This window comes from Paenibacillus taichungensis (genome assembly GCF_013359905.1).
Taxonomy (GTDB): domain Bacteria; phylum Bacillota; class Bacilli; order Paenibacillales; family Paenibacillaceae; genus Paenibacillus; species Paenibacillus taichungensis.
Genome location: NZ_JABMCC010000121.1, coordinates 1133392 through 1140002 on the forward strand (window position 1 = coordinate 1133392; position 6611 = coordinate 1140002).

Consider the following 6611-nt stretch of genomic DNA (forward strand, 5'->3'; position numbering starts at 1 on the left):
AGTGATGAGTCTCTTTGCAATGCATTAGACTTTCCTATATACTTCAAGCTATTGATCAATTAATTACTAATGAATGGAGGCGTGATTACCATGGCTAAAGATGCAGCGGTGTCGGTTAATCGACGTAGTGATATCATATCCGCAGCTATTGAGGTGTTTGCTGAAATCGGCTATTTTCGGGCGACCACAGCTCAAGTAGCAGAAAGGGCAAATATTTCGCAACCGTATATCTTTCGTTTTTTTAAAAGTAAAGAGGCTTTGCTTCTAACAGCGCTGGAGGTATCTTGGACGCGAGTAATTGATTCATTCCGAGCGGTGGTGGAGACAGCTACTCCAGATCAATTGGAGAACGAGTTAACAGAAGCCTATGAGGAGATTCTTAAATCTCACAAGAACGAAATTTTGCTGCAAATGCAGGCTCAGACGATTCAGGAGGAAGTCATCCGTCAAGCCATGCAAAAAGGGTTCACTGAGGTGCGAGATATGGTATTGGAAGCTTTCACAGCAGCAGGCAGTGCCAATCCAAAGCAAAGAACGTTAATATTCCTGGCAATTGGCATGTTATGTAATATATCGACCTCACTGCATATGCCAGAGCTTATGGATAGATAGAAAGGGAAGAATCCCTTTTTGCATTTTAGTTATTGATCAATCACTAAATATACGTTATATTGTGTTTAAGTAAGTAATTGATCAATAACTAATTGAGAGAAAGAGGTTGAGATGAAATGAACAGAGCAATCGTAGTTGGGGCAACAGGTGGAACGGGCGCAGCAATTACAGAGGAATTGATTAAACGTGGCATTTCTACAACCATTTTTGGTCGCTCACGTCAAAAACTGGAGCAACTTGCGGTAAAGCTTGGTTCCCCTGATTACCTTCAAATCGCTGTGGGAGATGCGTTCCGACCTGATGATATAGTAGCTGCTTCACTAGGAGCTGATGTAATGTTTCACTGTGCGAATGTACCTTATAACGAAATGGAGAGTAAGCTGATCCCTTTGGGTGAATCCGTTATGGAGGCGGCAGAACAACTGGGCCTGAAGGTGGTCGTCATTGACGGGATTTATCCTTATGGCAGAAGACAAATGAAAGAAGTGACTGAAGAACATCCAAAGCAGCCGCATACTCGAAAAGGCAAAACTCGACTTGCCTTTGAGCAGATGTTATTTAGCGGTCAATGGCGCAAAGCGCAAGTGATGATTGTTCGATTGCCTGATTATTATGGCCCTACTGCCAATCAGGCTTCATACCTGGGGTCTACGCTTGAAGCAATAGCGGAAGGGAAAATGACTTTTTTTATCGGAACTATGAAAACGCCACGAGAATATGTCTATTTGCCAGATGCGGCGGTCATGGTTGTGGAGTTGGCGAGCAGAGATGATGCCTACGGGCAGAACTGGAATATTCCTGGTGCTGGCGTAATATCGGGCAAGGAAATCGTACGTATTGCACAACAGGTCGCGGGTAAAGCGAAACCGGTCATAGCCCTCGGCAAAACAGGACTTTCGCTGCTTGGATTGGCCGTACCGGTAATGAAAGAAATTGTTGAAATGTTATATTTGACAGAAGAACCGCTGGTGTTGAGTAAAACGAAATACGAGGCCAACATTGGGCCGGTGAAGATGACTTCTTTTGAAGAAGGGATTACACAGACGATAGGTGAGCTGCAAAAGAAATAAATGTGTTATGTTCAATTGTAATTGATCAATCAATAATTAAAATACGTTATGACTCGGTTAATGCTTACGACCTAAACCCAAATGATGCATGGTGATATGACTTCATTAATGGGCGGTGCACAAGACCTGTCCTAGACATAGAGTGTAGTATTGCAAAAGCGGAGAATTGATACGGTGTACAAGGAGGGGGGATTTTCTTGTGAGCTATATATCCAAAAAGGAGCGCAAAATGTCCTCCATCAGTACAACCAGACGCAAATTAAAAAAAGCAGGCACTCGCGTTTCTAAAAAAGGAAAAGTCAAATGTAAATCTAAAAAGAAGCTTACGCTAAAAAAGAAAAGAGCACTCAGATCCAGATGTCGTGTGCTTCGTGGACCGAGGGGATATAGAGGGTTTCAAGGAAAAACAGGAGCTATTGGAGCTACGGGAACCACAGGAGCTATGGGATTAGCAGGTAAGATGGGGAGTACGGGAGCTACTGGCTTGATAGGAATAACAGGATTGACTGGAGTAACAGGTAAAGCTGGTGGCCGGGGAGTTACAGGAAGTACAGGGGTAACTGGGTCAACCGGAATCCCAGGCATAACTGGTGTGACAGGTGCAACAGGAATTACTGGTGATCCAGGAGTCACAGGTGCAACAGGCTCGACAGGGGTAACAGGAGCGATGGGCGATCCTGGGGTGACCGGAGTGACAGGTAATACAGGTTCGACCGGAGCTACCGGAGCTGTGGGAGCAATGGGCACAACAGGTGTAACTGGAACCACAGGTAGCACTGGAGTGACAGGTGTTACAGGTAATACAGGTGTGACTGGGGCTACTGGAGTAACGGGGCTTGATGGGGTAACTGGTGCAACCGGGGCAACTGGAACGACAGGTGCGACTGGCTTAGCTGGGATAACCGGTACGACAGGATCAACGGGATCAACAGGAACCAGCGGCGCGACAGGATCTACTGGGGTAACAGGTGTGACAGGTGCCACCGGAATAGGAACAACTGGAGCCGCCGGCGTGACGGGATCAACGGGTGTAACCGGAGGAACGGGGCTTGATGGGGTAACTGGTGCAACCGGGGCAACGGGAACGACAGGTGCGACTGGCTTAGCTGGGATAACCGGTACGACAGGAGCCATCGGAACCACCGGACCCACAGGATCTACGGGTATAACCGGTGAGACAGGTGCCACTGGAACCGGAACAACTGGAGCTACAGGTGCGACGGGTTCAACTGGGGTAACAGGTGCGACAGGTTCAACTGGAACTACCGGCGTCACTGGCACGACAGGATCTACTGGGGTAACAGGTGTGACAGGCGCAACTGGAGTAGGAGTCACCGGGGCTACTGGAACTACCGGAGCAACGGGTCTTACTGGAGTAACAGGTGCGACAGGCGCAACCGGTACAACTGGCGCCACAGGATTTACAGGTGTGACTGGTGCAACCGGAATAGGAATCACCGGGGCTACCGGAGCCACAGGTACGACAGGGTCTACTGGTGAAACTGGTGCGACAGGCGCAACCGGAACCGGAGTTACAGGAGCAACGGGTCTTACTGGAGTAACAGGTACGACAGGAGCCACGGGAACAACAGGAGCTACTGGTGCACCAGGGCTTACTGGTGAAACTGGTGCGACAGGTGCCACCGGAGTAGAAGTCACCGGGGCTACCGGCGCCACCGGCGCGACGGGTTCAACTGGGGTAACAGGTGCGACAGGTGCAACAGGAACAGGAGTCACCGGGGCTACTGGAACTACCGGAGCCACCGGCGCGACGGGTTCAACTGGGGTAACAGGTGCGACAGGTGCAACAGGAACAGGAGTCACCGGGGCTACTGGAACTACCGGAGCCACAGGCACGACAGGATCTACTGGGGTAACAGGTGCGACAGGTGGAACGGGTCTTACTGGAGTAACTGGTGCAACCGGCGCAACCGGGACAGGAACAACTGGGGCCACCGGCGCAACAGGATTTACAGGTGCAACTGGAGCAACAGGAATTGGAGTCACCGGAGCTACCGGAGCAACGGGTCTTACTGGGGTAACAGGTGAGACAGGTGCCACCGGAACGGGAGCTACAGGGGCCACGGGAGCAACGGGTCTTACTGGAGTAACAGGTGCGACAGGCGAAACCGGAACGGGAACAACTGGAGCCACTGGTGCAACGGGGCTTACTGGAGTAACTGGTGAAACAGGTGCAACCGGAACCGGAACGACAGGAGCCACAGGATCTACTGGAGTAACAGGTACGACAGGAGCCACGGGAACAACAGGAGCTACTGGTGCACCGGGGCTTACTGGTGAAACTGGTGCGACAGGTGCAACAGGAACAGGAGTCACCGGGGCTACTGGAACTACCGGAGCCACAGGCACGATAGGATCTACTGGGGTAACAGGTGCGACAGGTGCAACGGGAACAGGAACAACAGGAGCCACAGGTGGAACGGGTCTTACTGGAGTAACTGGTGAGACAGGTGCCACTGGAACAGGAACAACGGGAGCCACCGGAGCAGCGGGTCTCACTGGGGTAACTGGTGCAACAGGCGCAGCCGGAACCGGAGCTACTGGAGCTACTGGAGCTACTGGAGCAACAGGATTTACAGGTGCAACTGGTGTGACTGGCGTAACCGGAGTAACTGGTACAACAGGAGCCATCGGACCCACAGGATCTACGGGTATAACCGGTGAGACAGGTGCCACTGGAACCGGAACAACTGGAGCTACAGGTGCGACGGGTTTAACAGGTGCAACAGGTGTGACAGGTGCAACCGGAGTAGGAGTCACCGGGGCTACCGGCGCCACAGGCGCGACGGGTTCAACTGGAGTAACAGGTGCGACAGGCGAAACCGGAACGGGAACAACTGGAGCCACTGGTGCAACGGGGCTTACTGGAGTAACAGGTGAGACAGGTGCCACCGGAACGGGAACAACGGGAGCTACTGGTGCAACGGGACTTACTGGTGAAACAGGTGTGACTGGAGCAACAGGAATTGGAGTCACCGGAGCTACCGGAGCAACGGGTCTTACTGGGGTAACAGGTGAGACAGGTGCCACCGGAACGGGAGCTACAGGGGCCACGGGAGCAACGGGGCTTACTGGAGTAACTGGTGAAACAGGTACAACCGGAACCGGAACGACAGGAGCCACAGGCGCGACGGGACTTACTGGTGCGACAGGTGCAACCGGTACAACTGGCGCCACAGGATTTACAGGTGTGACTGGTGCAACCGGAATAGGAATCACCGGGGCTACCGGAGCCACAGGTACGACAGGGTCTACTGGTGAAACTGGTGCGACAGGTGCGACAGGTGCCACCGGAGTAGGAGTCACCGGATCTACTGGTGTGACCGGTGTAACAGGCGTAACTGGAGTAGGAGTCACCGGGGCTACCGGCGCCACCGGCGCGACGGGTTCAACTGGGGTAACAGGTGCGACAGGTGCAACGGGAACAGGAACAACAGGATCCACAGGTGGAACGGGTCTTACTGGAGCCACCGGCGCAACGGGTTTAACAGGTGTAACAGGCGCCACGGGAACAGGAATAACAGGAGCTGCTGGAGCAACAGGTCTTACTGGAGTGACAGGTGCAACAGGGCTTACTGGGGTAACTGGTGCGACAGGAGCCACCGGAACCGGAGCTACGGGAGCCACAGGTGCAGCGGGTCTTACTGGAGCTACCGGAGCAACGGGAACAGGAGCTACAGGCGCGACGGGTTTAACAGGTATAACTGGTGTGACAGGTGCAACGGGCTTAACTGGGGTAACGGGTGCGGCAGGAGCAACGGGGATTACTGGAGTAACTGGTGTGACAGGGGCAACCGGAACAACTGGAGCCACCGGTGCAACGGGACTTACTGGAGTAACTGGTGCGACAGGGGCAACGGGAACAGGAACAACAGGCTCTACTGGTGCAACTGGTGCAACTGGTGTGACTGGCCTAACCGGAGTAACTGGTACAACAGGAGCCATCGGAACCACCGGACCCACAGGATCTACGGGTATAACCGGTGAGACAGGTGCCACTGGAACCGGAACAACTGGAGCTACAGGTGCGACGGGTTTAACAGGTGCAACAGGTGAGACAGGTGCAACCGGAGTAGGAGTCACCGGGGCTACCGGCGCCACAGGCGCGACGGGTTCAACTGGGGTAACAGGTGCGACAGGCGCAACCGGTACAACTGGCCTCACAGGATTTACAGGTGTGAATGGTGCAACGGGAATAGGAATCACCGGGGCTACCGGAGCCACAGGTACGACAGGGTCTACTGGTGAAACTGGTCCGACAGGCGCAACCGGAACCGGAGTTACAGGAGCCACAGGATCTACTGGAGTAACAGGTACGACAGGAGCCACGGGAACAGGAGCTACTGGTGCACCGGGGCTTACTGGTGAAACTGGTGCGACAGGTGCCACCGGAGTAGGAGTCACCGGGGCTACCGGCGCCACCGGCGCGACGGGTTCAACTGGGGTAACAGGAGCCACAGGTGGAACGGGTTTGACAGGAGTAACTGGTGCAACCGGCGCAACCGGCGCAACCGGGACAGGAACAACTGGGGCCACCGGCGCAACAGGATTTACAGGTGCAACAGGTGTGACAGGCGCAACCGGAGTAGGAGTCTCCGGGGCTACTGGAACTACCGGAGCAACGGGTCTTACTGGAGTAACAGGTGCGACAGGCGAAACCGGAACGGGAACAACTGGAGCCACTGGTCCAACGGGGCTTACAGGAGTAACTGGTGAAACAGGTGCAACCGGAACCGGAACGACAGGAGCCACAGGCGCGACGGGACTTACTGGTGCGACAGGCGCAACCGGAACCGGAGTTACAGGGGCCACAGGATCTACTGGAGTAACAGGTACGACAGGAGCCACGGGAACAACAGGAGCTACTGGTGCACCGGGGCTTACTGGTGAAACTGGTGCGACAGGTGC

At 54.0% G+C, this 6611-nt stretch carries 3 protein-coding genes; all 3 read left to right on the forward strand.

The window, feature by feature from the left end:
• Positions 1-90 precede the first annotated feature (90 nt).
• Positions 91-612, forward strand: a complete 522-nt coding sequence (locus HP548_RS33035; RefSeq protein ID WP_076289764.1) for a TetR/AcrR family transcriptional regulator — start codon at positions 91-93, stop codon at positions 610-612.
• A gap of 116 nt (positions 613-728) precedes the next feature.
• Complete coding sequence (locus HP548_RS33040) at positions 729-1682, forward strand: NAD-dependent epimerase/dehydratase family protein (RefSeq protein WP_175383993.1); 954 nt, start codon at positions 729-731, stop codon at positions 1680-1682.
• Positions 1683-1881: 199 nt separating this feature from the next.
• On the forward strand, positions 1882-6611 hold a 4730-nt coding region (locus tag HP548_RS33830), incomplete at its 3' end, for a hypothetical protein (RefSeq protein ID WP_409347690.1).